This is a genomic window from Leptolyngbya sp. Cla-17 (assembly GCF_016807185.1).
Lineage (GTDB): Bacteria > Cyanobacteriota > Cyanobacteriia > Leptolyngbyales > Leptolyngbyaceae > ULC077BIN1.
The window spans coordinates 70486-94372 of sequence record NZ_JAEVYN010000007.1; the positions used below are offsets into that span (position 1 = coordinate 70486).

Annotated in this window: 24 protein-coding genes; 10 read left to right on the forward strand and 14 right to left on the reverse strand. The window is 48.9% G+C overall.

Annotated features, from left to right (window positions below):
• Positions 1–62: 62 nt before the first annotated feature.
• On the reverse strand, positions 63–755 hold the full coding sequence (rppA, locus tag JOY44_RS29500) for a two-component system response regulator RppA (protein WP_171577004.1): 693 nt from the start codon (positions 753–755) through the stop codon (positions 63–65).
• Positions 756–880: 125 nt separating this feature from the next.
• On the opposite strand from rppA, the gene JOY44_RS29505 reads away from it, so the two are divergent.
• On the forward strand, positions 881–1555 hold the full coding sequence (locus tag JOY44_RS29505) for a cobalt transporter (RefSeq protein ID WP_171577005.1): 675 nt from the start codon (positions 881–883) through the stop codon (positions 1553–1555).
• A 5-nt stretch (positions 1556–1560) separates the two neighbouring features.
• The gene (locus JOY44_RS29510; RefSeq protein WP_171576950.1) at positions 1561–4719 is read left to right on the forward strand and encodes an efflux RND transporter permease subunit; all 3159 of its coding nucleotides are present in this window, start codon (positions 1561–1563) and stop codon (positions 4717–4719) included.
• A gap of 63 nt (positions 4720–4782) precedes the next feature.
• Here the strand turns inward: JOY44_RS29510 and JOY44_RS29515 are convergent, their stop codons facing one another.
• Complete coding sequence (locus JOY44_RS29515) at positions 4783–5856, reverse strand: IS630 family transposase (protein WP_171571797.1); 1074 nt, start codon at positions 5854–5856, stop codon at positions 4783–4785.
• Positions 5857–5895: 39 nt separating this feature from the next.
• On the reverse strand, positions 5896–6414 hold the full coding sequence (locus JOY44_RS31950; RefSeq protein WP_307822143.1) for an N-acetylmuramoyl-L-alanine amidase: 519 nt from the start codon (positions 6412–6414) through the stop codon (positions 5896–5898).
• Between the two features lie 670 nt (positions 6415–7084).
• Here JOY44_RS31950 and JOY44_RS29525 point away from each other — a divergent pair.
• Entirely contained in the window at positions 7085–8788 is a 1704-nt protein-coding gene (locus JOY44_RS29525; protein ID WP_171577006.1) for a protein adenylyltransferase SelO, read from the forward strand.
• Between the two features lie 170 nt (positions 8789–8958).
• Here the strand turns inward: JOY44_RS29525 and JOY44_RS29530 are convergent, their stop codons facing one another.
• The 3 genes from JOY44_RS29530 to JOY44_RS29540 form a co-directional block, all read right to left on the reverse strand.
• The gene (locus tag JOY44_RS29530; protein WP_171576952.1) at positions 8959–9192 is read right to left on the reverse strand and encodes a tautomerase family protein; all 234 of its coding nucleotides are present in this window, start codon (positions 9190–9192) and stop codon (positions 8959–8961) included.
• A 148-nt stretch (positions 9193–9340) separates the two neighbouring features.
• Entirely contained in the window at positions 9341–10264 is a 924-nt protein-coding gene (locus JOY44_RS29535) for an alpha/beta fold hydrolase (protein ID WP_171576953.1), read from the reverse strand.
• A 71-nt stretch (positions 10265–10335) separates the two neighbouring features.
• Positions 10336–10830, reverse strand: a complete 495-nt coding sequence (locus JOY44_RS29540; protein ID WP_242541951.1) for a tyrosine-type recombinase/integrase — start codon at positions 10828–10830, stop codon at positions 10336–10338.
• On the opposite strand from JOY44_RS29540, the gene JOY44_RS29545 reads away from it, so the two are divergent.
• On the forward strand, positions 10819–11364 hold the full coding sequence (locus JOY44_RS29545; RefSeq protein ID WP_171576954.1) for a CAP domain-containing protein: 546 nt from the start codon (positions 10819–10821) through the stop codon (positions 11362–11364). The two genes, JOY44_RS29540 and JOY44_RS29545, sit on opposite strands and share 12 nt — an antisense overlap.
• On the opposite strand, the gene JOY44_RS33170 is transcribed toward JOY44_RS29545, so the two are convergent.
• A complete protein-coding gene (locus JOY44_RS33170; RefSeq protein WP_171576955.1) occupies positions 11246–12133 on the reverse strand; it encodes a tyrosine-type recombinase/integrase in 888 nt (295 codons plus the stop codon). The two genes, JOY44_RS29545 and JOY44_RS33170, sit on opposite strands and share 119 nt — an antisense overlap.
• Before the next feature lie 364 nt (positions 12134–12497).
• Between JOY44_RS33170 and JOY44_RS29555 the strand changes: the two genes are divergently transcribed.
• The 3 genes from JOY44_RS29555 to JOY44_RS29565 all read left to right on the forward strand — a co-directional run bounded on the left by JOY44_RS29555 (position 12498) and on the right by JOY44_RS29565 (position 15190).
• Positions 12498–13100 (forward strand): hypothetical protein, encoded by a 603-nt coding sequence (locus JOY44_RS29555; protein WP_171576956.1) that lies wholly within the window; start codon positions 12498–12500, stop codon positions 13098–13100.
• 66 nt (positions 13101–13166) lie between these two features.
• On the forward strand, positions 13167–14474 hold the full coding sequence (locus JOY44_RS29560) for an IS701 family transposase (protein WP_171573592.1): 1308 nt from the start codon (positions 13167–13169) through the stop codon (positions 14472–14474).
• 8 nt (positions 14475–14482) lie between these two features.
• Entirely contained in the window at positions 14483–15190 is a 708-nt protein-coding gene (locus JOY44_RS29565; RefSeq protein ID WP_171576957.1) for a hypothetical protein, read from the forward strand.
• A gap of 1073 nt (positions 15191–16263) precedes the next feature.
• Here the strand turns inward: JOY44_RS29565 and JOY44_RS29570 are convergent.
• The 7 genes from JOY44_RS29570 to JOY44_RS29600 all read right to left on the reverse strand — a co-directional run bounded on the left by JOY44_RS29570 (position 16264) and on the right by JOY44_RS29600 (position 22293).
• Positions 16264–16908 (reverse strand): hypothetical protein, encoded by a 645-nt coding sequence (locus JOY44_RS29570; RefSeq protein ID WP_203032228.1) that lies wholly within the window; start codon positions 16906–16908, stop codon positions 16264–16266.
• 843 nt (positions 16909–17751) lie between these two features.
• Positions 17752–19437 (reverse strand): hypothetical protein, encoded by a 1686-nt coding sequence (locus JOY44_RS29575; protein ID WP_171576958.1) that lies wholly within the window; start codon positions 19435–19437, stop codon positions 17752–17754.
• Positions 19430–20470: a hypothetical protein gene (locus tag JOY44_RS29580; RefSeq protein ID WP_171576959.1), complete on the reverse strand. Its 1041-nt coding sequence runs from the start codon at positions 20468–20470 to the stop codon at positions 19430–19432. The genes JOY44_RS29575 and JOY44_RS29580 overlap by 8 nt, the downstream gene beginning before the upstream one ends.
• Positions 20471–20501: 31 nt before the next feature.
• Entirely contained in the window at positions 20502–21035 is a 534-nt protein-coding gene (locus tag JOY44_RS29585) for a hypothetical protein (RefSeq protein ID WP_171576960.1), read from the reverse strand.
• A gap of 78 nt (positions 21036–21113) precedes the next feature.
• On the reverse strand, positions 21114–21536 hold the full coding sequence (locus JOY44_RS29590) for a CHAP domain-containing protein (RefSeq protein WP_171576961.1): 423 nt from the start codon (positions 21534–21536) through the stop codon (positions 21114–21116).
• The gene (locus tag JOY44_RS29595) at positions 21526–21696 is read right to left on the reverse strand and encodes a hypothetical protein (protein ID WP_171576962.1); all 171 of its coding nucleotides are present in this window, start codon (positions 21694–21696) and stop codon (positions 21526–21528) included. Before JOY44_RS29595 ends, JOY44_RS29590 begins: the two co-directional genes overlap by 11 nt.
• A 57-nt stretch (positions 21697–21753) precedes the next feature.
• Positions 21754–22293 carry a hypothetical protein gene (locus JOY44_RS29600; protein ID WP_171576963.1) on the reverse strand — a complete coding sequence of 180 codons (540 nt, stop codon included), beginning with the start codon at positions 22291–22293 and terminating at the stop codon, positions 21754–21756.
• A 260-nt stretch (positions 22294–22553) separates the two neighbouring features.
• On the opposite strand from JOY44_RS29600, the gene JOY44_RS29605 reads away from it, so the two are divergent.
• From JOY44_RS29605 to JOY44_RS29615, 3 genes are read left to right on the forward strand one after another with little or no spacing between them, the layout of a single operon-like run.
• Complete coding sequence (locus JOY44_RS29605; RefSeq protein WP_171576964.1) at positions 22554–22721, forward strand: hypothetical protein; 168 nt, start codon at positions 22554–22556, stop codon at positions 22719–22721.
• An 8-nt stretch (positions 22722–22729) separates the two neighbouring features.
• A complete protein-coding gene (locus JOY44_RS29610) occupies positions 22730–22966 on the forward strand; it encodes a hypothetical protein (protein ID WP_171576965.1) in 237 nt (78 codons plus the stop codon).
• A gap of 24 nt (positions 22967–22990) precedes the next feature.
• Positions 22991–23566: a Uma2 family endonuclease gene (locus JOY44_RS29615; protein WP_171576966.1), complete on the forward strand. Its 576-nt coding sequence runs from the start codon at positions 22991–22993 to the stop codon at positions 23564–23566.
• Positions 23567–23887 lie beyond the last annotated feature (321 nt).

Sequence of the window (23887 nt, forward strand, 5' to 3'; positions counted from 1 at the left end):
GATTTACCTGTTATTCATGCTGCTCAATACGCCAACCGCAATGCCACAATAGCGGTGACAGTTCACAGGGAGGTGTTAAAGCGATAGCCCTGCCCCGGAATGGTTTCAATTGGGCAATCGCAATCATAGCTGGCTAATTTGCGCCGCAGTAATCGCATTTGTGCGGCAACCACATTGCTGATCGGTTCTTCTTCCAGATCCCAGAGTTGCTGTCGAATTTTACTGCCCGCAAGGATGCGATCGGGGTTTTGCATGAGATAGGCGAGAATTTGAAATTCTTTGACCGTTAACGGAATCCTTTGAGGCGGCTGCACTCGCTCACTGCACAGAGCATTGTTGGCGTAATCCAGGGTAAAGCTGCCCACGGTCAGCGATGGCGGTTGGAGGTTCGGCGATCGCCGCTGAAGTGCCCGCAGCCGTGCCAGTAGTTCTGCCATCACAAACGGCTTGACCAGATAATCATCGGCTCCCGCATCCAACCCTGCTACGCGGTTTTCGGGTTGACCCAGAGCCGTGAGCATCAGCACGGGTAAGGGGTTTTGGTGTATTCTGAGCCGCTGGCATAACTCCAGACCCGATAGCTCTGGCAGCATCCAATCGACGATCGCCACTGTGTAGTCCGTCCACTGGTTTTCGAGACAGTGCCATGCTTGAGCGCCACCTGTTACCCAGTCCACCACATATTTTTCACTGACTAAGACTTGCTTAATCGCCAGTCCCAGATCGGCTTCATCTTCCACCAGCAAAACTCGCATCGCCTCAGGAAAATCAACCACGAGCTTGATTCTACCGAACCCGCTACCATTTCACCTGATTTTCATCTGCCCTTTGGCAGACTATGGAGGCTTTTGTTCAGCCCATGTCCTTGTGAGGAAATATGATGAAGCCCACTCCATTGATGAGTTGCATTCTTGCCCTCGGTTTAGCGGTCAGTGCGCCCACGGTTGTCTTTGCCCACGTCGGGCATGGGGATGAATTTCAGGCAGAAGGGGGCATTAATCGGGTTCAAGTGAATGCTGAAACTGATTCATTGGTGGGCATTAAAGTCACGCCGATTGAACCCGCCACCAATGGAAGTGCGGCGGTTTTCGTTCCGGCGACAGCACTGGTGGATGACAATGGACGGCAACTTGTTTTTGTGCAGTACGAGAATTTTTATGAGCCAGTTCCCATCACGACTGGCGCAACGAAGGGTGAACTGGTTGAGGTGACTCAAGGTTTATCGGTTGGGGAAGAGCTCGTGACCCAGGGCAGTTTGTCGCTCTATGCCGAATCGCGCAAAACTCAAACGGCTACGACATCGCCCAGTCCAGCCGCCGCTTCTCCTCAACCGGATGCACCCAAGGCTCAGGCAGATGCTCAGGAACTCCCGAATAGCAATGATGCGGCTGGTAATCTCGTTCAAGCGGGTGAACCGACTCCGCCGTCGGGTAGAGTGCCGGTGGGGCTTTTAGCCGCTGTGGGCGGAGGTGCCGTGCTATTGGTGGGAGCGATCGCCGTGCTGGGCGGTCGCAAGAAAAAGAGTCCCTTTTCCAACAAGAAAGGGGACTTCTAATTTAAATGTTCAATTCTCTTCTCGATCAGACGCTCAAAACCTCGATAGTGCAGCGTTGGTTCATTGTCATTTGTGCAATTTTAATTACGGTGTGGGGAGTCTTTAGCGTCACCCAAATGCCGCTGGATGTGTTTCCTGAATTCGCACCGCCCCAAGTGGATATTCATACTGAGGCAACTGGGTTAGCCCCTGAAGAAGTTGAATCGCAAATTACGGTGCCGATCGAACGTGCGGTGAATGGCTTACCCGGAGTGACGACGGTGCGATCGTCCTCGAAGGTGGGTTTATCGATGGTGCAGGTGGTGTTTGACCAGGATGCCGACATTTACAAAGCACGGCAATCCGTAACAGAACGGCTGCAACAGGTGACGAATCAATTGCCGGAAGGGGTGCATCCCCCTGAAATTTCACCGCTAGCATCGCCGTTGGGCACCATTTTGATGTATACCTTTACGGTGAATGGGCGGGGGCAAACCGACCTGATGGATCTGCGTCGCTTGGTGGATAGCACCCTTAGCAGCCAGATTTTGTCGGTGCCCGGAGTTACGGATGTCACTGTTTACGGCGGCGATGAACGGCAGGAGCAGGTGTTAGTTGATCCAGCCAAACTGCGATCGCGCAATGTTTCCCTCACGGAAGTCACCGATGCCGCCAGAGGCGCAAACTCGAATGCTCCGGGTGGCTTCTTGATTGGGGGTGGTCAAGAACTCTTGGTGCGCGGCATGGGACAGGTGAAATCCATTGAGGATTTGCAAGCGTCTGTTGTCAAAGTCCAGGACGGTAGACCCGTCTTGCTCAAAGATGTGGCAGAAGTCACAACTGGAGCCGCCTTGAAACGAGGGGATGGCAGCTTTAACGGGCAGCCTGCGATCGTGATGATGGTGAACAAGCAGCCCGATGTGGATACGCCGACCGTCACCAAAGCCGTAGAAGCGGTGATGCGATCGTTGCAGCCAACGTTTCCAGTGGATGTGCAGGTGGCACAAACCTTCCGGCAAGCGAACTTTATTGATGCTGCCATTCAGAATGTTGGCAGTTCGCTACTGGAGGGCATTGTTATTGTTTCCGTGGTGATGCTGTTGTTTCTGATGAACTGGCGGACTGCTCTGATTACCCTCAGTGCCATTCCCCTGTCATTGTTGATTGGGGTCATGCTGATGAAAGCCTTTGGGCTTGGCATCAATACCATGACTTTGGGGGGTTTGGTCGTGGCACTGGGCGGTTTCGTCGATGACTCGATCGTCTACATGGAAAACTGCTACCGCAAACTGAGAGAAAATCAGGCGCAAGGGCATCCAATCCCAGCATTCAAGGTCGTGCTTGACTCATTTGTCGAAGTGCGATTGGCAGTGGTTTTTTCCACCGTGATCATCATCGTCGTGTTTGCGCCGATCTTTAGCTTGCAGGGAGTGGAAGGCAATATCTTTGCTCCCATGGGCTGGGCATATTTGCTGTCGATCGCGGCTTCCTTATTCGTGGCAATGACGCTCACTCCAGCCCTGTGCGCCATTTTGCTGGCAAAGCAAACCCTTCCTCAAGAAAATACAGTGGTGTCTCGCTGGGCGCAGCGGCTCTACCGTCCACTGCTCAACCTATCCTTGCGATCGCCCCAAATTATTTTGGGTGTGGCGTTGGCAGCACTGGTGGCTGCGTTTGCGATCGTGCCCTCACTGGGACGGGTGTTTCTGCCGGAATTTCAGGAAAAATCGATGGTCAACTCGATGGTTCTATTTCCGGGTGTTTCCCTAGATATGACCAATCGGGCAGGTATTGCTCTTGCCAATTCGCTCAAGGATAATCCGCTGTATGAGTGGGTGCAGGTACGCGCTGGACGTACTCCCGGTGACGCAGATGGAGCCGGGGTCAACATGGCGCATGTGGATGTGGAACTGAGCGATGAAGCACTCAAAGACCGGGAAGCCAGCATCAAACAACTGCGCGAGGCATTCCTGAAGTTGCCTGGTATTGCGCCGAATATCGGTGGATTTATCTCCCACCGGATGGACGAGGTGTTGTCGGGTGTCAGAAGTGCGATCGCCGTGAAAATCTTTGGACCCGATTTAGTAGAACTCCGCAAGGTTGGGGAACAGGTGCGCGATGTGATTCAACCGATCGCCGGAGTTGTAGACCTCCAACTGGAACCGCAATTGCCCATTCGCCAGGTGCAAATTCAATACAATCGCACGGCGGCAGCAACCTACGGATTACAAATGGAGCAGGTATCCGATGCAGTCGAAACAGCCCTGAATGGTCGCGTGGTGTCGCAGGTCGCAGAAAATCAGCAGTTGATTGATATTGCAGTTTCACTGCCAGCATCGGCACGTAACAGTTTAGATGCCATTCGCGCGGTTCCTATCTCTACACCCACAGGACAAATTATTCCCCTCGGCACGGTCGCCACAGTTGAGTATGGCATGGGAGCCAATGTGGTCAATCGTGAAGATGTTTCCCGCTTGATTGTGGTTTCAACCAACGTCGCAGGGCGTGATCTCGGTAGCGTGGTAGGTGATATTCAGGCTCAAATTCAGCAAAAAGTGCAGTTGCCCAAGGGGTACTTTATCCAGTACGGCGGACAATTTGAAGCAGAGCAAAATGCCTCGAATAACCTGCTGATTTATAGCATCCTGGCAGCGATCGCTATTGCCGTTTTAATGTTCTTCTCCGTGAAGTCGCTACCTGCCACGATCGCCATCATGATCAACTTACCGCTGGCACTCGTTGGGGGCATTGTCTCCATTCTGTTGAGTGGGGGTGTCATGTCCATTGCATCCCTGGTTGGCTTCATCACTCTGTTTGGAGTGGCTGTTCGCAATGGTTTGTTGCTGGTCGATAACTACAACAACAAGTTTGCTCAAGGAATGCACCTAAAAGATGTGATTGTCAAAGGATCTTTGGAACGCATTGATGCCATTCTGATGACTGCTCTCACTTCAGCCTTGGGAACATTACCCCTTGTGCTTGCGAGTGGAGCCGGAAATGAAATCTTGCAACCATTGGCGATCGTGGTGTTAGGGGGGTTATTCACCTCAACCGCGTTGACTCTGTTGGTGATTCCTGCCATCTACGCCAAGTTTGGCAAGTGGTTGATTCCTCAGCGCAAAGCAGCCGAGTCCATTACGGTCGATTCTGACTTTGCTCCTGCAAATACGATGGCGAAATCTTAGTCATCACTGGCTTTCAAGTATCATGTTATACGGAATTGCGGAAGGCAGTACTTTTTGACCAGATTAAATTGCTTGAATCCAATCAAAGCCCACTTTGCCTTGAACTATCACAGGATGCTGCATCAACCATTGGCACCGCTTGACTAAGACATCCTCTAAAGCATCAAGATTGTCAAACACTTGATTAGCGATTGCTTCGCGCAGCAAAGACCAGACACATTCAGTGGGTTGCAGTTGGAGGGTATAGGGCAATAGCGGGTAGAAGAAAATGCCGGGGGGCACCTGAAGTTTTTGGCTCATATGCCACGCGGCCTGATCAACCAATAGAATGATCAACTGCTGACGATGGGGATTGACCTGAGCCGCAAATAGCTCTAACGCCATCTGCATCATGGAGACATTGGCACGGGGCAATAAAAGGAAGTAGCTCGCTCCAGTGGCAGGATGGACAAAACCATAGGTGTAGACCCATTGATAGCGGCGAGAATGATGCGCTGATGGGCGTTCTCCTATGGGTGCCCAAACCCGCCTGACAATGGGTTGCAAGCCTAATCGAGCTTCGTCTTCCGCCCAAATTACAATCTCCCGATTGGGAAACAACGAGCGCAACCACGCCACATGACCTGCTAATCCTGCTTTGAACTCTGCTTGCTGCTCAAGGGTTGCGCTTTGATGATGCACCGGACGCGGCACCTGCAAGCTCAACCCCAAACGTCGTAGATACTTCCAGGCTGTTGAGGGGTGTAAGCAAATGCCAAAGTAGGTTTCGATATACTCCCCAACTTTCGGTCCACTCCAGAGTCCGCCATCATCCGGGGCACTCTGTAAGCGTTGCCGCAATAGCCGTTGCTGTTCATCACTTAAAGCCAACCGATTGCCCCCAGGGTTCAAGCGTTGCCGATTGACTAGTCCGACCGCACCCTCGGCGTTGTAGCGACGGGCAATTTTCCGCACTCCACTACAACTGAGTCCACAAATCTCAGCGGTTTGTTCGATGCTCATCGGAGTCTTTGGATGACTGAGCAATCGAATCACCAACCAACGGTTTTTCTCGCCAGCATCTTGGCACTGAACATACCGCTGAGTTAGATCTGCGTAGTCTAGATGAGGGCTAATTTGAGTGCGGGGTCGAGGCATGGACAGAGTACCTTTTTCATCTTGCTAAATGATACTCCCCTACTCAATTCCGTATAATTTGAGTGCGGGGTCGAGGCATGGACAGAGTACCTTTTTCATCTTGCTAAATGATACTCCCCTACTCAATTCCGTATTAGGCGCGATCGCTTGGGGATTACCGACTTGCAGATACTGCATAATCCCACGGGCGATCGCTGCCGCTGTTTGACTGCGATAAGCCGGCTCTGCCAGCTTTGGTGCACCATTCTGCCCGGTTAAAAACCCTACTTCCACCAAAATTGAGAGCATTTCCGTATAGCGCAGCACATAGAATCTCGCTTTACGCACCTTGAGATCGCCAATGCCTGTCTCTTGTAACACCCGTTCATGCACGGTACGCGCCAGGTTCTCGCCACTGGAAAAGTAATACGTTTCTAGGCCATTCACTTCAGGGCGGCTCATACTAATCGCGTTGGCATGGATACTGACGAACAGCGTTGCATTCATCCGCTTGGCAATTTGCACTCTCGTTGCCAGCCCTAAATGGGGCATGGCAACGAGAGTGTAAAAATGAGCCATTTGCCTCGGAGGAGTATAAATCACTATCAGCATTGCTAATGAAAGGTTTGACTCATAGGCTTTGCTAATCGCCTTATAGTGCTTGAATAGTTGCGAAACGAGCAATGAGTCAACGAGTTTATTGGCTTTCAGCTACCTGCAACCCGTAAGATTACGTTTGTAATCTGCCTCTTGGCTGTACTACTTAGGCCAAAACAAGTCCAAGCTCTGTGTAATACGTTTTTTTAACTGATTGGCTCCACTTATCAATGCCGTCATGCCATCGACAATGTCTTGAGCTTTGCTTTTAAGCCGGTCGCTACGGAAACAGCAGATAGAGGACCAGCAGGCGCATTTGAACAGGAAGTTACGGTTCGGCTAGAATTCTTATCCCGCAATACTTTCATCTCCCATAAAGGCAACAGCTAGAAAAACAACCGTTTTCTTTGTGCCGAGCTTTTTGACGCTATGAGGTCTTGATCAGCACAAGAAAACTCATCAAGAAATCAAAATCAGGTTACATGGTCAGCTCTAAGTTTCCTGACACATCGAAACCGTAACTTTCTGCAAGGATGCGCCCGCTGGTCCTAATAAGTCGGTTAGTCTGGAAAGCTTCACATTTAATATGTTAGCCTCTGCAAAGTCCTCAATTAAACATGAATCCTTCCCGACAATATCGGCGCTAGCAACAATGTCATATCCATCTAAACCCTCTGCTGAGCCTTGTGTAACAACCTTCGATGAGTTTGTACAATTGGCAGATTATTCTCTGATGGATACCTTAAATGCCGATCCTAATGCCACGGTCGATGGTGATGATCACCGGGCCCGCCAGGTTTTTTCTGGTCATTTCGTACCTGTGACACCCACGCCGCTTGCAGACCCAGAATATGTAGCTCATAGCCGCACTTTTTTTAAGGAACTTGGGTTGAGCGATGGACTGGCGCTTAATGAAAAATTTCGCCGTGTATTTTCTGGTGATCTCTCTGCTGCCCAGGAGCCGATGCGTCAGGTGGGCTGGGCGACGGGTTATGCCCTGTCGATTTATGGCACCGAATATACCCAACAATGTCCATTTGGTACGGGTAATGGTTATGGCGATGGTCGAGCGATATCTGTATTTGAAGGAATCATCAATGGACAGCGCTGGGAAATGCAATTGAAAGGGGGTGGCCCAACGCCTTATTGCCGGGGTGCCGACGGGCGCGCTGTCCTCCGATCAAGTGTGCGTGAGTTTCTAGCGCAAGACTATATGCAAGCGTTAGGTGTGCCAACATCGCGCTCTTTGACACTGTATGTTTCTAAATCTGAGACTGTTACCCGGCCTTGGTATTCTCAAGACTCCTACTCTATTGACCCTGATGTTTTGGTGGACAATCCTGTGGCCATTTCAACTCGCGTTGCACCCTCCTTTTTGCGCGTTGGTCAACTAGAGTTATTTGCCCGCCGCACTCGCAGCAATGCTTATCCAAAAGCATTAGAAGAGTTGAGCATGATAGTGTCGCACTTAATTGAGCGAGAGTACAAAAGCGACATTAATCAAAACCTTGGTTTTGCCGATCAATTAGTTGAGTTGGCTAAGCTATTTCGCCAGCGTCTCACTTCACTGGTGGCTAATTGGCTACGTGTTGGTTATTGCCAGGGTAATTTTAACAGTGACAACTGCGCTGCTGGAGGCTTTACCCTAGACTATGGACCCTTTGGATTTTGTGAAAAATTTGACCCTTGGTTTCAACCTTGGACTGGTGGCGGCGAGCACTTTTCATTCTTCAATCAGCCCATTGCAGCAGAAGCAAATTATTACATGTTTTGGAAAGCAGTGAGACTGCTACTTACAGAAGATGCTGAAGCGTTAGAACAGTTCGACCAAGTAGGCCGCGGCTTTTCAGAAGCCATGCAAAAACAAATCCAAAAAATGTGGGCGGACAAACTTGGCTTGACTGAATATCACCCAAAGCTATTTGAAAAATTAATGCAGTTAATGACTGACTCAGAGGTAGATTACACCATTTTCTTCCGCGAGTTATCCCATATACCAGATGATATCTCAGCATTGAAAAAAAGCTTCTACGTTAAAGCTTCACCACAACTCGATGAACAATGGCAATCTTGGCTAAAAAGCTGGCGCGACCTTGTCATTAACGACGGCAATTTGGCTGAGATATCGACAAAGATGAAACAGACGAACCCAAAATATACATGGCGAGAGTGGTTGATTGCCCCTGCCTACCAACAAGCCATGCAGGGTGACTATACTTTAGTTAAAGAGTTGCAAGAAGTCCTTAGCTGTCCATATGATGAGCAATCACAAGACGTAGAAGATAAATACTATCGTCTAAGGCCTAAGGCGTTTTTTAACACGGGTGGCGTGTCGCACTATAGCTGTTCATCTTGAATAGCTGCGTGACAAGCAACTTGTATTTTGGAAGCGAGCAGCTTTGTTCTTGAGCAACTGTTGAAAGCCAGGTTTGCAATGAGTTCCGATACGATAAAAAATTGCACGTATCTCGGCTCAACCCCTAATAGCAATGCATTATTTGAATTAGAAGTCGAAGCCGTCTATTGCTATTCCAGTGGGTTATAGCCTGGCTTTTTGTAGAGCTTCTCTGGGTTGTTCAAGATTTCTGGTTTATAGACTGTCTCTACCCAATCCTCTGGGTTGATTTCTTCGATCGCGACCGAAATCGAGTCTTCGCTGCTTTCGAGAATTGACATAGCATCTTTCACAATTTGCTCGACAAACCGAACCTTCTGCTGTTCCGACCTGCCGGGATAAAGCTTGATGCTGATATGAGGCATTGTTTTTCTCCTTCAGTGCTTTGCTGAACAAAGTTTAAAGCCATTGGGCGCGGAGGTCATTCTCATGACCAGGAACGAGCCGACAATTACTGGGTAAGAATTCGATCCACTGCCTGGATTTAGTTAACGTTTATTGGTAGGTATCGTTTCAGCGATTAATATGTTGCATGAAGGATAGCAGGTGATTTGCAACGACTTGGGGTTGATCGAAGTGGGGCACATGTCCCGCTGCCTCAATCCAAATGAGTTGACTGCCTGAGATCGCTTGCTGCCACCGAGTCGCATCAGCAGTTCCTAACACATCATCCGCTTTGCCCCACAGAATCAGCGTGGGATGGGTGACTTGAGCAATTCGATCGCTTAAATCCGAATACCCGCCACTTCTGGTAAAGGAGGCGATCGCCTCCTTCCACCCAGGCATCTCCTGATGGAGGAATGAGCAATGCAAAGCATCAATCAGCATCGGATTGACCATCGGTAAAACTGAAGCCGCCGCCAGGGCAGCCCACTTACGGAAATAGAGCCAGTCCGCACCCAGGTCAATGAGTCCCTGTGGCAGAAATTGTCCGATTGGAAAGCTGCCAGAAAAGCCAACGCTATCAATCAAAGCAAGGGATCGCACCCAGTTAGGATGGTGCAAAGCGAAATCGATCGCCACTGCCCCTCCTAAAGAAGCACCCACAAGAATAATCGGTTCACCAATCCAAGTTTCTACAATGCTCAGAAGATGTTGCCGGATTGACCCTGGATTAACTGAGATCGAGGTAGGGTGCTCGGTGAACCCTGACCCGAAGAGGTCGATCGCCCACACGTCTCCGCTCCCTGCCAACAACGGGAGCAACCGCCGAAATTCTAGCAGGGAACTGTCGAACCCATGCAACAGCAGAATTGGAGGAGTATCCGGGAAACAAGAAGATGACTGGGGAGCGAAATGAACATAAGCCGTCGAGAGCGCCGTTAGCCCCTGCTGAAATGGCACCTCGACGGTACGACGCTGAATGGTTTGCAGAAGGGTAATCGCCCCTGTATCTTGAATCTCGGCAACAGAGGATGGCAGAAAATGGGCAAACATTAGTCTCAACTAGATTGAGTAAGTTGGTATGCCAAGTTCCAATTTGGAACCGGACTGCTATCTTATGCAATCTACAAGTTTTCATCCTCCCCGATTGCCTTCAAGTACGCCTCGGCTGCTGCTTGCTTGAAGACACCCTTGGTGTACCGCTGAAACACTCGATCGCTCTTGATCCCCATCAATTCCTTACCAAACAAGGGATCAACGCCTCGTCGGATCACTTCCGTTCCAAAGGTATGCCGGAACCGATGCGGGTTGAGATCTTCCACTCCAGCGATCGCCCCCAATTTCTTCACCATCCGGTGCAACCCTTTGTACCCTAACCTCTGTCCTGCACTCTTTGGGTCCTGCGCCAAAAACATCGGACTCTCTGGCAACGGTTCAAACATTCCACCCTGCTGCCGCCGCCACTCCAGGTAAGCCTCCAGATGAGATCGTGCCTCTCGACTCAGCGGCACCTCCGACACATTCTGCCCCTTCGAGCGATGCACCTTCAAAATCTTGCCGTTCCAATGCTCCACATTCAGAGCAGACGCTTCCGAAGCCCGCAGCCCATGACTGATCACTGCGGTTATCGGAAAGATGTGGGTGTATCTCTCTTAACCTGGTCTGAGGCTCTGGCTCGTGATGCTCAAACCTGGGCAAACCATCTGGCAGCAATGGGTGGCAACACACTAATGCATGACGATCTCGATGATGAAGGCGAGAATCTCTGGCTGGGCACCGCTGGAGCTTTCAGCAGCAATGACATGGTGAACTCTTGGGGAGCGGAGAAAAAGCAGTTTCGTCAGGGTATTTTTCCGAACGTCAGCAAAACTGGCGATTGGAATGATGTTGGACACTACACTCAGATGATTTGGGGTGCGACGACTCAAGTCGGTTGTGCTAAAACCACCACAGGCGGTAATGATATTTTGGTTTGCCGCTACAGCCCTGATTCACTACCTAGTTTTTCTACTGTCAACAAAACAGTCCTGCCTACTAAGGCGGTGCTTCTCTTATCGGCGATAGCCTTTGATAGTAATGCAGCATCATTCCTGCGCTCGTTCCCATTAAGCCTGCAATATCTGCTGAATCCATCCCTTGCGCCATCAGCCTAGTCACACAAGTAACTCTCAACATCCGAGGATTAAGATTTTTTAGACCAACTTGCAGACCATATCTTTTAAGGACATCCCGCACCCCTGTGGACGTCATACCTCCTCTCTGCCCGACAAACACAGGTGCTTGGCTGCCTGCTTGTGTTTGATAACCCAGATCCAGTAGAGCAGCACAAACCTCTGGAGGCAGCACAATCCTCTTATCTAAATAGCTTTTTAGCTGCCTTACAAGCAACACACCTTTTCCAGACCCAATCTTTATATCTGCCCAGCGTAACTTACACAGTTCCCCCACACGTATCCCTGTATATAGCAGCAACTTGACGATTGCAAGATCGCGCGGGTTCTGGTCTCGCTGCACTGCTTCGAGCAGACTCTGTTGTTCCACCTGCGTTAGGGACTTCGGTCGTTCAACTGAGACGGCTTTAACCGGAACAGGCATTATGGGAAATCGAAACTTGGTTGACCTCTCATTTTGATGCAACCAGGTATAAAAGCTCTTCAATGTTCCCATTCGCCGATTCACGCTGCGAGGGTTCAATTTTTGCTGGATTAACAAAAACTCCTGATACTGTATCAGCTCTTCCCAGCTTACTTGTGTGAGACCAGGGAGCGCAGGCTCAGACGTGTTTAACCATTGCTGAAAGGCCTTTAAATCCGAATGGTAATTCTTGACAGTGAGTGGACTGCGCTCTAATTGCTTCAGGTGGGCAGCAAAGCGCTCCCAGTACTCCTTAAACTCTCCCTCAACTGCACCAGACTCAATCATTTTGCCTACAAAAGAGGAATCAAGGTCTATCGTTTAACGATACTTCTATCACACCTAATACGACCAAAGTATCACTAAGTGATAGCTCTTATCAGAGGATAACCTTCCATTCATATCAAGCGCTTGCTGCTTAAGCAGAGGATGAGGCGAAGCATAGAAGCCACCCCAGGACTGTCAGGCTCGACCTCAATTCAGTTTAGGAGAGCTAGTAAAACTTACAGACTCAGTGTATATTTAACTATACTCTTTTCCCATTCTTCTCTCTTGGTGTAGAAGCGGTATTTACCAGCCGTATGCGAGACACATCGCTTCGACAATTCCATGCGGCTGTTCTCAGAAATTGTTGAAGCGATTCGATAATACGATGACAAATTCACAAACAATTCAAGGCTCTAGGGGAACACCTGCTGAAAGTAAAGTGAAAAAGACAAATGTTCATCTACGTGAAGAGTTGGGTATTCAGATAAAAATTGATTTAGCAGGCAATAGTCTACGGATTAGAAAAACGCTCCCGCCTCGCCCCAGATCAGGGCGTACTGATTGGTATCAGCAGACGATTACGCTGGGGCTTAAGGCTAATCCGAAAGGAATAGCTCAAGCACTCAAAGATGTGATCGAGCTAAACAACCTCCTCTCTCAGAGAAAGTTCGATTGGAAAATCTGGGACGACTATCTCTGTCGTCCTTGCAAAGCTCGTGTTAATCAAACTGAATTGATCGGGGCACAGGTTGAAAAGTTTAAAAAGTACTTCTTGGCCTTACGAAAAGAGAAGGTCAGCAGAGCGGAAGCTTGGAAGAGGCAGTGGGCTCACTACTTGAATAAACTTCCTCTGGATCAATACTTGACAGACCAAGTTATTTCAGATGTGATTATAGCGTTTTCGGCTCCTGTGAGGTACAAACTAAAGGCTCAAACCCTTGCTTTCTATTATTCTTCCTGTACTTCATCCAACAGAGAACCGCTATAACCCTCTTAAATCACTCTGACTAGAGACTATCTATTATAGAGGTACGTTTGTCCAGATTCAATTGCCATGCCAGCATCTAGAGCCGCCCGCCCGACGATACATTTTGTGGATGAATACTGCCAATTGTATGAGGACTTATTCCCAGAAGTGCGCAGCTATGAAGCCTTTAAGCTTCTGCATCTGGGGATGATTAGCGAGATTAAACGCAAATCCTTACCTGCCATTGCCAAAGCAGTAGGCTTAAACAATCAGCAAAACTTACATCACTTCCTTACCGAGTCTCCTTGGCAGGTGCAACAGTTACGCCAGAAGCGATTGGAGTTGACCCTCAAGGTACTCAACGGTCGGTCATTGATATTACTGATTGATGAAACTGGAGATTGTAAGAAGGGAAAAAGCACTGATTACGTCAAACGGCAATACATCGGCAACGTCGGTAAGAAGGAAAATGGCATTGTCGCTGTCACTGCCTACGGCTTAGTCGATGGCATGATTGTGCCATTGAGTTTTGAGGTGTATAAACCCAGAGAACGACTCAAAGAGGGAGAAGAGTATCAAAGTAAACCGCAAATTGCGGCAACCATGATTCGACAATTACAAGCACTAGGATTTGAGTTTGAACTGGTGCTCGCCGATAGCTTGTATGGCGAAAGTAAAGTCAACTTTGTCGATGTGCTAGATGAATTAAACCTACCTTACATCCTGGCGATTCGCAGCAACCATGCTTTGTGGCTACCGCAAGACCAGGAGGTGTACCAGGAGCCTTGGCAGACCTTCAAGCGCACCTTTAGTAATGGCACGACAGAAACCCGTCACATGGCTGAGGTGATTTACGGCAAAAGCCACCGCAAGCAGTACTGGCTGTTGACCACTGACCCTGACACGTTACCGGACAACTCAACGTCCTATGTCATGGTCTGTGCCCCGGCAATCAAACTCAAAGATATTGGTGACAGTTATGGCTTTAGAACCTGGATTGAGTATGGTCTCAAACAAGCCAAAGATGCACTCGGGTGGGCAGACTTTCGTATGACCCGCTATGAGCAGATTGAGAAGTGGTGGGAGTTGGTCATGAGTACGTTTTTGATGGTCAGTTTGTTTGCCGACCCATTCAACGACTCCTGTCCACTGGCCCATCAGCGGTTTTCGCAGCACCCGTGGTGGAATAACCAGAGCGGTTGGAAGAACTTACTCAACAACTTGCGTTTAGTTATTCAACCTTTAGTTTGCTTCAATTGGCTTAAACACTGGTTGACGGTTTTTCCCATTGCTTCCCTTCAGTTAGGGTTTGAGCAACTGACGCAGAAGATGAATCAGTTTATCTGTCCACGGGTGCATCAGCTAAACCTCCAACTTATCTTTTCATCTGCTTAGAGTGATTAATGAGGGATAATCAGAAAACTGAGGAGGGAACTGCTAGCCGCGAAAAACTTTGCAACAAACTTAAGAAATTCGTTGAGTTTTTAGATTTTGAGACAAAGCTTGACTTTAAAAAGTTAAGTAGGGGGTATGAGCTTTCACCTGTCGATGAAGACGCGTTGCCGACCGATGAAGAAATTTTGGCGGCTCTCGATTTAATTGATGATCCTGAGTGGCGGACAGCTTATCTCCTACAAGCTGTCTTTGGACTGCGCAATCATGAAATATTTTTCTTAATTCGCAGCAATGTTGAGATACACAAGGGCATCGCCGTCCTTAAAGTTTCCGAGGAAACAAAAACGGGGTTTCATCCCGTGGCCGCTTTATATCCTGAGTGGTTTGATGATCCGGAGTGGAGTTTAAGGACTGCCAAACTCCCCGATGTGGAGCTTGACTTAGAGAAAACGACCCTGTCTATAATTGGTGGGGAGGTCACAAGTGCCTTTAAAAAAAGATTTAAGATTCCTTTCACCCCTTATAAACTGCGCCACGCTTGGGCTCGAAGAGCACTGATGTTTGGTTTCCCCGATGAGGCAGCCGCAGAATTTATGGGACACAGCGTGGAAGTTCACAGAAAGCATTACCACAGGCTGATTGCCATGAAGGAGAGCCTCAGGATTGCCCAAGCTTCAATGGTCAACCCTAATCGTCCTAAACCCCCTCAGAGATAAATCATAAACCTATCTTAAGCAGCATCTGTTAGATGTAGCTAACACCAAGGCTATCATCCGTGAACGATTGAGCCTATTTTCTAGAAAGTAGTAACTTGAATGAATTTTAGCGCTTGAGTAGTGTCTATAAAGCATACACGCAAGCAAAGGGGCGATGCATTGATCAAGACCCATTTAGCTGCTGATAGTTCAAACTTCCGCTTACAAGTTAATGCTGGAATTTCGTGAGATATGGAAATGTAATTCAGATAATCATTACTAAAGCTTTACTAATTCAATGTCACATTTAGTGTTTTCTTGAATCAATTAATTATACTAACCTAGCCCACAAAGTCAGCAAACCGTTGCTACACACTAAATGGAAGCATTCAGACATCATCAATTATGTTCAAACGATCCATTAGAATGTCCATATAGCAGGACATTCTAGTTTTCGGAATCACTTACCCAGTAAGGGTTAGAGAGATTCAAAAAGTTAATGTTACTAAAATTGTGCTTTACAGCTCTATCTAATCTGTAACGAATAACAGCGCCAGCAGTCATTACTTGGCTTGACTCATTAAAAACTCAGAAATCGATGATGGTCTGAGTTTTAGAAGACTACTGGATGTCTCTATCAGGACTATCCTCGCTCATCCAGCGAGGATTCGTTCAAACACGAGCCCTCGCTGGATGAAGACTTAACGCTATAGAATGATTCATTGCATCAAAAACTTGGACTCGATGGACTGACTTTGGCAGTCGCATGATTCCGCTCTGAAACCTCAGATGTGCTTTCAACAGTCTGCCTCTAGTTTTAACCTGTCAAGAGCTGTAGAGTGAATGGACGAAAGCATCTACATTCAGGTTTTCCCACTGTTGAAAATCTGAGCCAAAGGTACTCCGACCCCACAGTACTCCCCACGCTGGAATGACTGGCAGAGCTAGAAGCTAAACTAGGGTGTGGTTTCACCGGAAACACCTCTCCGAGGAGGCGCAATCTAATCCGGCTTGACCCAAGCCTACTGCAAAAATTGAACCACGACTATAGATCATGCCATCTTTTTGGACATACTCCAAAATGACCAGAGCACTCAAACCTGAGGGATCAGCGTAGGGGTGCCCAGAGAAGAACATTCGCTCATCCCTTCAGCGCTCATTACCTCTTTGGATAACAGAGGTGCAATTTGAGCGGATGAGCGGCGCTGTTTTGGCACAGGTCTTTTCTCGGACGGAACTTCTAGGGCTTTCCCACAGCGAATCGCATGCCACTGCCATCGAGATTTCCCGGAGCCGGGAACGCTAATATCTCGGTAGTGATAGCCTGACTTGAAGAGTCCTCTGCGTCTCAGCTTACGGAGTTGCTCAGCAGAGACCCCTAGTGTCTGAGCGGCAACCTGCGTCAAGCGCCAGTCTGGTTCAGGCCGAAGCTGGGGGCGGATGGATTGAGAGTCGGGAACGAGCTTGAGAGCTGTCTCGGGGATCGTCACGTCGCCATCTTCTTGAACGGGAAGCGATGACTCCAGATCCAAGTGAATTTCGTACTGCCACTGCTGGGCTGAGGTGAACGTCATGCCGAAGATGCGCCCGGTTCGATAGATCCTGTGACCATCCTCTTTATAGGGCCACTTGACGCGCTCGCCGAAGTAGAACTGAGGTTGAGTAAATTCTTGGCATTTTGGTACTCCAATGAACCAAACTAGGTCGGAGTCATGAGTCAATGGTTTTAGTTGAGGCATAAAGCAAATTCCTTGTAAAACTTGAGGGGTGACTGCATTCGCTAAACCACCTTCCTGACGTGGCGAGAGAAGGAACACAATGGAGAGCAATGCAATCGGTTAGAGCTAAAGATCGTCGGTTTCTTAACTGACTTGAATCGGAGTTTGTAAGGCAATCTAATTTCTACAGCGGTGCGGTGATGGCTGAGGTCTTGTCTGCGGTCAATGTTGCGGTAATGGCTAAGGTGCTTTACCTGGCGCACACCGCACCTGCTTTCTTGGCAGATTGACTTGTTCCAAGCATCACGATTAAAAATTAAATCGCTTAAACTACCATCCTTCAACCGCTTTGACAGAATTTTCAAGTCCTATAAAATGGCTCCTACAGCTATAGGACAGGGTCTGAGGTCAGTTTATAAGTGATAGATCCCTATAAACTGAGCTTTTCCCAGGCAAGGGTTCTGTCTGCTGCCTCCGCTTGTAGATTGTTCTCCTATAAAATACGCAAGACCCTATGACTCGATCTGGCAGATTGAGTCAACTGAGCTAGAGCCAGGCATCAAATGCGAAGTTGATCCAATCGGTTTTCTGCGTCAAATCCGTTTCAGTTTATCGGTGCAAAACTGTGTCCTGGCTGGGTGTGACGGGTGTGGCGATCGCTGAGACCATCAACGATACTCCTAATAAAAACTTCCTAGGTTTGTAGCTGAGGAAGTTGCATTTTCGTGAGTGTGGTCAGTCGAAAGCAACAGAGGTAGCAGCAGGTATCCAGTGGGAAGCGCTACCCAGGTAGCGGCAGGTAGCAGCCAGGTAGCAGCCAGGTAGCAGGCGTTACCTCCCCAAAATCGATATATTTTTTGATTGCTACCTGCTACCTGTTTCCCACTTGATCCACTCCCCTTTTCCTTCGCTTGGGGTGAAGGTTGATATTAGTTGAAGCTGCATCAATTCAATCAAAGAATCGTCGATCGCTTCGGAATCAAGTGGATTTTTCCGTCTAGCTCTTCCCCAATCTTTTAGGGTGGATACTGCCAATTCTCCCCCCTTTGAATGGATATATCTGGCAACATCGTTCAGCGGCTCAGGCAAGTCCTCAAAGGAACTTTTTGTGGGTACAACCTCACGAATTGCTGTAGGTTCCACCGCGTCCATCTGATAGGTTTTCTCCAGTTGCTCTACGGGCGAAGGCAACTGGTAGGCATCCGCTATCTGCTCAATCTTCTTGGGAGTGAGCGCAGGTGAGGATAGCAAATCCTCTAAATCATTTGGCTCACTGTCCACTTCCACAGCTTCAACGCCTGGGCGCAAATCGATTACATTGGGCACCGCGTCCCAAGTGGGATATTGGGGAATGTTACTCGGCGCGGTTAGGGCAGAGTAAACCGCGTTGCTAGTGAGCCAACAGCGACCAGGTGGTAAGGTCGCCTCATCGAAAGGAATCGCTAAAAGGTCACAAACAGTTTTGCTGCCAGTACGATCGCTCCCAACAGCGGCGATCGCTGTAAACATTGCTCTGTTTGATCTGCCACTAAATCCCAAATCTTCAAGCGTGACCGATTGCCCCGATAGCCAGATTGCCATATTAGATCCCCTAAGCAGGGAGGCAACGGCGGTCAGTTTGCTTTTGAAAATTTGCTTTTGCTTAGGCGTGAACAGCCCGATCAGGGCAGTAATCTCTTCAAGCAGCAGAATGAATGGCTCGTAGTTCCCTGGCTGGTTATTGCGGCGGCTCCCCTCCAACGCAAATTCCTCCAGCGTTGCCATCAAATCAGCGAATAAATTCTCATCGGTTTGCAATCTATCCTTTAAATAGTGTTTTTCGGCTCGTACCCAGTAGCCTGATTCAGCGAGTTTGTTTTTGGGATTGAAGATCCAATACCGTAAGCCTCGTTCTTTCACACCCAAACTGAGGGCGATCGCAGCCAATACTCCTTTCCCACTGCCAGGAAGACCCGCGATGATGACGGGTTGCAAGGGTGCGGAGGTGAGAGATCGCAAAAACTCCATTGCATTAGGCAGTTGAACGGGCGGTGCTTCACCGAAGGCGGTCGCTAACTCATCTAAAGTTTCAGGTGGATTGGCTGTGTTGCCATTAATCGGCACTAACTCAGGCTCAAACCAGCGATGCCCTTTCGCCTCGGTTTCACCCTGCTCTAGCAACTCATCTAGCTTTTCCCCATAGTGATCCTCTAGCAGGTTCCAGCCATCGCGGTTGAGCGGAATCCCTTTTTGAGCCGCATGAAACAGTTGCTCAGCAGCGGCAGTCTTGCCAAACGATTCGGTGTACTCCTTCAACTCATTGCCCCTGGCAGCAACCGCAGAGCCATTGTGTTTGATGGCAAACTCAGCCCGGGCAATCGCGTTGTTCTGTTTTTTTTGCGAGAGTGCCACTCCGCCCAAGGTCAGGGCACCTGCGACAAAATAGTTGGTGAATGCTAGAGCGACGGCACCCAAGCCCAAGCTGCCAATCATCAGATAGGGCACGTTATCGCATTCGTCCATCGCTTGCCTGACGGCGGTTTCATTCCAATCGAGAGCGTTGTTATGCATGGGTGGCTTCCTCTTTTTTGGGGAAGATTTCGGGGTAGAGGGACAGGACGATTCGCACGATGCGATCGACCAGGAACAGTACTGAAAACATGAGGGCAACGTTAATCCAATCGATTTTGCCTACTTGAAAGGTGATCAAATACCACAGGAAGGTGAACAGGTTGCCGTCAGTCACGGGCGGATGAGTGATAAAACAAATCCCCAATTCCAGGACATAGACGATGTTCCGAGTGCTGCAAAGGGTTTGGTAGGTGCGGATCGGGTGATTGTTATAGGAGCGCTTAAGGCTACTCACCGCCCGTCCATCGTTTTTGCTTTGGCGGTATCTTGCCCAGGCTGACCACTGTTCAATAATTTTCCGCATCCGCTTAGGATTGCGTTTGTAGAGGTAGGGTGCCAGTTCTAAGCCTTGAAAAATGGCATAGAGCAGGATTCCCAGCACGATCGCAAAGAACCGGGCGATCGCCTGGAACAACGCACCGATACCCGGCAAGGCAAACAGGAATTCAGCAAGATTGGTGAAGTCAATGCGATTGGCTAGCAAAACGATGAAGTCTTGAAACGGCTGCACGTTCCAGGCGATCGCCATTAATAGCAATAACCCCAACAACAGAGAAACGACTAGCAGAAGAGGACTCCAGCCTTCTTTCTGTTCTTCTCTTGGCTCCGGCTTGCTCGCATCAGCCTGTTGATTCTTGCCAAGGCGAATTCGGAACTTACGTTTAGATTTGTCTGCGGTTTGGGTCATATTTTCAGAAATTTTGGTTTGCGCTTTTTCGGGTTGATAGGGATAGCTCGTTTTTGCAGAGTCGGTCAGATACCACTTGAAAAGGGTGTCGCCTTCCGATATCGCCTGGATATCCGACAGGCTGAGGTAAGAGGGCTTTTGATCCTGAAAAGGTGCTTGCAGCCATCCGTACTCTCCTTCGGCTTTGTAAGCCCAAAAAGTACCCCGCTCTGGGTGAGATGCTGATACCAAATATTGTTTAGTAGGGTCAATCTGCTGGGGAGGCTTGGCGGCGGTTTGAGTCATGAGAGTTGCTCCACATAGTTAGGCTGAATAATTAGTGTTGAAGTCGGGCATTCGCCCCCCCAATGCGCCCATCACCTGCTTGCGGGTTAATGCCGTGCAGGTCCATCGCTTTTCGCACGAGTCTAAAATCTTGAGTAATGGCAATGTCGGTCATGGCGATACCGCTGCCGCCTATATCTGCCATCACGGCGGTGCCACCTTGGTTGTCGCAGACGATGGAACCCGGTGCGAGGCTTAAGTCTGTGGTAGGATTAACCACTTTTCCACCGGGATAAACGTTGCCAAATTTGGTGGCATTGCTGGCAGATACCAGGAAAGTGCTACAGCCTTTCATCAGGCGCATATCAGCGGTTTTAGCTTCAGCAGCGACTTTCTCAGCGTCTAGTTTCTTGAGTTCCTGTTCGGTAGAGATGGCGGCGGCTCGGTCTCGAACCTGGCTGAGTCGTTCTAAATTGCGCTGGGTATCGGGAATGGAGGCGATCGCGCAGCCAATTAAACCTACACCCAGAAATGCTTTAACAATGGTGGACTGATGGCGGCGACGGTAGCGAAATGGTAGTTTCATAGGGTAAATCCTTGTGTGGGTTTGCTTTTTTGTAGGGGGCGATCACGTTGCCGTCCAAAGTTCCGCGATCGCTCTCTCTTAGTTTTTTGCCCAGTAGGTAACGGCTTTGTTGAGATAACTTTCATCGCGCTCCATAGCGACGTTGGAGCATCCAGCATCAGATTGGTTGCCGCCTGAGTTGGCAGAGTTGATAACGGGCACTCCATCAAAATCAACAAATTGAATGATGGCAACATGCCCGGTATTGCCTGTCAGCCCTGATGTACCGGGTGGGATTCGAGCGATCGCCCCTGGCGTTGGCTGGGAAATTTGCTGGTAGCCCGCGGCGATCAGGTGGTCTGCAAAGTCCCCGGTGTACTTGCTGAGATCGGGAACTTGGGGGATTTTGCGATGCACATAGTCGGCACAGTTGCAGAATTTAGGCGATGGTTCTGGTTGGATGGGAGGGGCGATCGCGATGCACCCGGCAATCATTAGAGCGACTGCGAAATCAAGATCCATAGTTTTCCTCCAGTAACTCAGCAAAGATTTGTTTGGCTCGTTCGTAGTCGGGGTCTGCGTCGGTTTCAATAATCAAAGTGGTCAGGCGATCAAAAAGTGGCAATTGCCCACGGCAAGGCGGCGGCACGGGTTTGGGTGGTCTGATCTGGGGTCGCTTCATTTGGATTCCTTTGAGTAGCAAGGATGAGGAGCAGCAGTGCTAAGCAGAGAAAAGCGGTTACTTCCCCAAGGCTTGCAACAATTCCAGTGCTTCTTTGAGGGAGTCGGTCTGGTCAGACTGCTCAGAGTCAATCCGATAGGCTTTCTCCTGATAGCGCTGTTGTTGCAGCTTCAATGCCATCGCTTTGGCGGCGATCGCGTCCTTCGCTTGCCTGGTCTGGTTCAGCTTTACCTTGCGATTATCTAAATCGGTTTCCATGGCATCAGAGATTTGGTCTGCCACTTCAATGAACTGGGTGGCGACTGCCAGGGGATCTTCAAAGGTGATGGATTTCCCCGTACGCAATGATTCCAGGCTGAATGCAGCAGGGAGCTGTGGAGCGGAGAGCACGATCTGATGGTTGCCCACTTCGACGGTGGTTTGAATCGGGACGGGTTCAGGGTCTGATGGTGCGATATCGAATTCATGTAAAAGGCGATCGCAATCAGTAGGGCTGACCCCTTCTGAAGTGTCAATGCCCAATTCTTTACAGCGATTAAAAACAGTGGTTTTGGCAAGGGAGTAGTCTTTGCAAAACTTGGTCAGTGAAGTCTTCATGGTTGCCTCTGAACGGTGTGGGCACTGGGGTGGAACGGTTTGAACACGCACGGAACAGCCGAAACAAGTAGCTCTCGTTTCAGGTGCGTTCTAGTGCTGTTTCTAAGGTGTTCCGATTTCTAAAATGAATGCTAACATAACGGAATCAAACTTAGTCAAAAAGATTCCAAAAGGCTAAAAAAGGTTATTATTGACCCAATCGCGATCATTTTTAACGAAAGGGATAGGATTATGAATGAAATGATTTGATTGATTCTTAGATGAACCAACAGCGGGAACGCCTTTCAATCGAAATAGGCGATATTCGTGAACAGGTAGAATCCTGCCGCGATGACGCTGCGTGGCAAGAATTGCCGTTATCAGCAAAGCTAAGAGTATTGATTAAAGAGCGTTTAGAACAGCTTCAGACTGCGAAAGATTCAAAGTAAGGAGAGCAATGGCAGAAATTGATGAAAGCATTGACAGGCTAGGCAACAAGATTGATGGTTTAGCTGTGCAAGTTAGCACTTTAGGCAACAAAGTTGATGATCTTGCTGTGCAAGTTGGCAGCTTAACTGAGAGCATCACCCGCTTAGAACGCAATGTAGAAAAGCAAGCATCAACCGCAGATAAAAATGCTGAACATATTGCTCAATTGATTGGTGTGGTCGATAAGTTGGTTTCTAGGAATTGAGGTCTATAGTAAGGGGCGATCGCGATGACACAATTGCTTCAACAATCCACTGACCAGCGCATCGTCATCCAAGGAACATGGGCTCACTTCAAACTCATCCAGCAGGGTTTTGAAGCAACCCCCGGTGCCAAATTGTCTTACTACCAAGGGACGATAGAAATTCTCATGCCTGGAGAAGACCACGAGTTTTTTTCCCGTGTCATCCATTATTTGGTGACTACATTTCTACTCAAACAGGGAATCAAATTCAAGATGACCGGGGCAAAGACTCAGGAGAAACCAGGGGAGGTTTCTGCTCAGGCCGATGAGTCTTACTGTCTGGGTGGCTCTAAGCCAATCCCTGATTTGTCGATTGAAGTCATTTTCAGCAGTGGAGCGAATAAGCTACCGCGATACAGAGCCTTGGGCGTGATTGAAGTGTGGTTCTGGGAGGATGGAGTCCTCACCCTGCATCATCTGCGTGGCAATGAGTATGAGCAGATTGAACGGAGTGAGCTACCTGGCTTAGAGCAACTAGATACGAACTTATTAAGGCGCTGCATCTTGATCGCTGAGAGCGACTTTGCCGAAGCGGTGCAAGTTTTCCAACAGTCAATTTAGAGCAGTTTTTGAAAAACTGCTACATTTTCCCCGATCTGCGCTTAGATCATTCAAGCAACTCACTACAGCCCACTCGCTGAGTGTAGATAAGCGCCTGATCCCGAACCCGTTGCCCCGTTTGAAATCCCCAGGAGGTCAGCCCGTGACATAAAAAACTCTTTACAAAGTCAGAACCCCCACTGCTCGTAACAGAAGGGGCGAAAGACTTGATTTAGTTCTGGATAGGATTTGGAGACTCTAACTACCGCCGTCAGAAAGCAAACGTTAAGTCATCCAGCTTTGCTATGCCAATTTTAGTAGCAATTTGTCAAAAGGTGCAAC

Bases quoted from the DNA above. Each gene is read 5' to 3' on its own strand.
- rppA (WP_171577004.1), bottom strand. From the start codon at position 755: ATGCGAGTTTTGCTGGTGGAAGATGAAGCCGATCTGGGACTGGCGATT.
- JOY44_RS29505 (WP_171577005.1), top strand. From the start codon at position 881: ATGAAGCCCACTCCATTGATGAGTTGCATTCTTGCCCTCGGTTTAGCG.
- JOY44_RS29510 (WP_171576950.1), top strand. From the start codon at position 1,561: ATGTTCAATTCTCTTCTCGATCAGACGCTCAAAACCTCGATAGTGCAG.
- JOY44_RS29515 (WP_171571797.1), bottom strand. From the start codon at position 5,856: ATGCCTCGACCCCGCACTCAAATTAGCCCTCATCTAGACTACGCAGAT.
- JOY44_RS31950 (WP_307822143.1), bottom strand. From the start codon at position 6,414: ATGGCTCATTTTTACACTCTCGTTGCCATGCCCCATTTAGGGCTGGCA.
- JOY44_RS29525 (WP_171577006.1), top strand. From the start codon at position 7,085: ATGTCATATCCATCTAAACCCTCTGCTGAGCCTTGTGTAACAACCTTC.
- JOY44_RS29530 (WP_171576952.1), bottom strand. From the start codon at position 9,192: ATGCCTCATATCAGCATCAAGCTTTATCCCGGCAGGTCGGAACAGCAG.
- JOY44_RS29535 (WP_171576953.1), bottom strand. From the start codon at position 10,264: ATGTTTGCCCATTTTCTGCCATCCTCTGTTGCCGAGATTCAAGATACA.
- JOY44_RS29545 (WP_171576954.1), top strand. From the start codon at position 10,819: ATGACTGATCACTGCGGTTATCGGAAAGATGTGGGTGTATCTCTCTTA.
- JOY44_RS33170 (WP_171576955.1), bottom strand. From the start codon at position 12,133: ATGATTGAGTCTGGTGCAGTTGAGGGAGAGTTTAAGGAGTACTGGGAG.
- JOY44_RS29555 (WP_171576956.1), top strand. From the start codon at position 12,498: ATGACAAATTCACAAACAATTCAAGGCTCTAGGGGAACACCTGCTGAA.
- JOY44_RS29560 (WP_171573592.1), top strand. From the start codon at position 13,167: ATGCCAGCATCTAGAGCCGCCCGCCCGACGATACATTTTGTGGATGAA.
- JOY44_RS29565 (WP_171576957.1), top strand. From the start codon at position 14,483: ATGAGGGATAATCAGAAAACTGAGGAGGGAACTGCTAGCCGCGAAAAA.
- JOY44_RS29570 (WP_203032228.1), bottom strand. From the start codon at position 16,908: ATGCCTCAACTAAAACCATTGACTCATGACTCCGACCTAGTTTGGTTC.
- JOY44_RS29575 (WP_171576958.1), bottom strand. From the start codon at position 19,437: ATGCATAACAACGCTCTCGATTGGAATGAAACCGCCGTCAGGCAAGCG.
- JOY44_RS29580 (WP_171576959.1), bottom strand. From the start codon at position 20,470: ATGACTCAAACCGCCGCCAAGCCTCCCCAGCAGATTGACCCTACTAAA.
- JOY44_RS29585 (WP_171576960.1), bottom strand. From the start codon at position 21,035: ATGAAACTACCATTTCGCTACCGTCGCCGCCATCAGTCCACCATTGTT.
- JOY44_RS29590 (WP_171576961.1), bottom strand. From the start codon at position 21,536: ATGGATCTTGATTTCGCAGTCGCTCTAATGATTGCCGGGTGCATCGCG.
- JOY44_RS29595 (WP_171576962.1), bottom strand. From the start codon at position 21,696: ATGAAGCGACCCCAGATCAGACCACCCAAACCCGTGCCGCCGCCTTGC.
- JOY44_RS29600 (WP_171576963.1), bottom strand. From the start codon at position 22,293: ATGAAGACTTCACTGACCAAGTTTTGCAAAGACTACTCCCTTGCCAAA.
- JOY44_RS29605 (WP_171576964.1), top strand. From the start codon at position 22,554: ATGAACCAACAGCGGGAACGCCTTTCAATCGAAATAGGCGATATTCGT.
- JOY44_RS29610 (WP_171576965.1), top strand. From the start codon at position 22,730: ATGGCAGAAATTGATGAAAGCATTGACAGGCTAGGCAACAAGATTGAT.
- JOY44_RS29615 (WP_171576966.1), top strand. From the start codon at position 22,991: ATGACACAATTGCTTCAACAATCCACTGACCAGCGCATCGTCATCCAA.